The following is a 553-nucleotide window of genomic DNA, read 5'->3' on the forward strand; positions in this document are numbered from 1 at the left end:
ACAGAACAGCGGCGGCCAGCAGGCCGGTGAGTGCAAGCTTCTTCATGGGGGTCCCCTCCCGTTATTTTCGTTGTGTAACTTTTTGTGTTTATTGATCAAACAATAAACAACACGGATACCCAACCCAAGGGCTGAGCCGGACAAAAAATGGACATTTTCTGACAGGCTGGTTCTGCCCGTGATGCCGCCACCTGCTTTGCCTCCTCCCGGTATCTCCCCTCGTATAGAATGGGCACCTGCTCACCCTGCCATGAAGAAGTGACAATAGATGGACATCGTTTTTGTTCTGGTGGAGCCCGCCCGCGGGGAAAACATCGGCGCCGCTGCACGCGCCATCAAAACCATGGGTTTCAAAGAGTTACGGCTGGTTAACCCCGGCGACATGCGCGCAGCACAATGGGTTGCCCACCACAGCAACGAGGTGCTGGAGCAGGCCGTGATCGTGGACACCCTGGAGCAGGCGCTGGTTGATGTGGACCTGAGTATTGCCTGTACCGCCCGGCACCGCCTGCAGAAAGACCGTTATGTGGATGCGGATCAATGCGCCGAACTG

1 protein-coding gene is annotated in these 553 nt (G+C 56.4%); it reads left to right on the plus strand.

Annotated features, from left to right (window positions below):
- Window positions 1-268: 268 nt before the first annotated feature.
- The coding region (locus A3730_RS02390) for a TrmH family RNA methyltransferase (RefSeq protein WP_304439452.1) at window positions 269-553 on the plus strand (285 nt) is incomplete at its 3' end.

The organism is Alcanivorax sp. HI0044 (genome assembly GCF_001634945.1).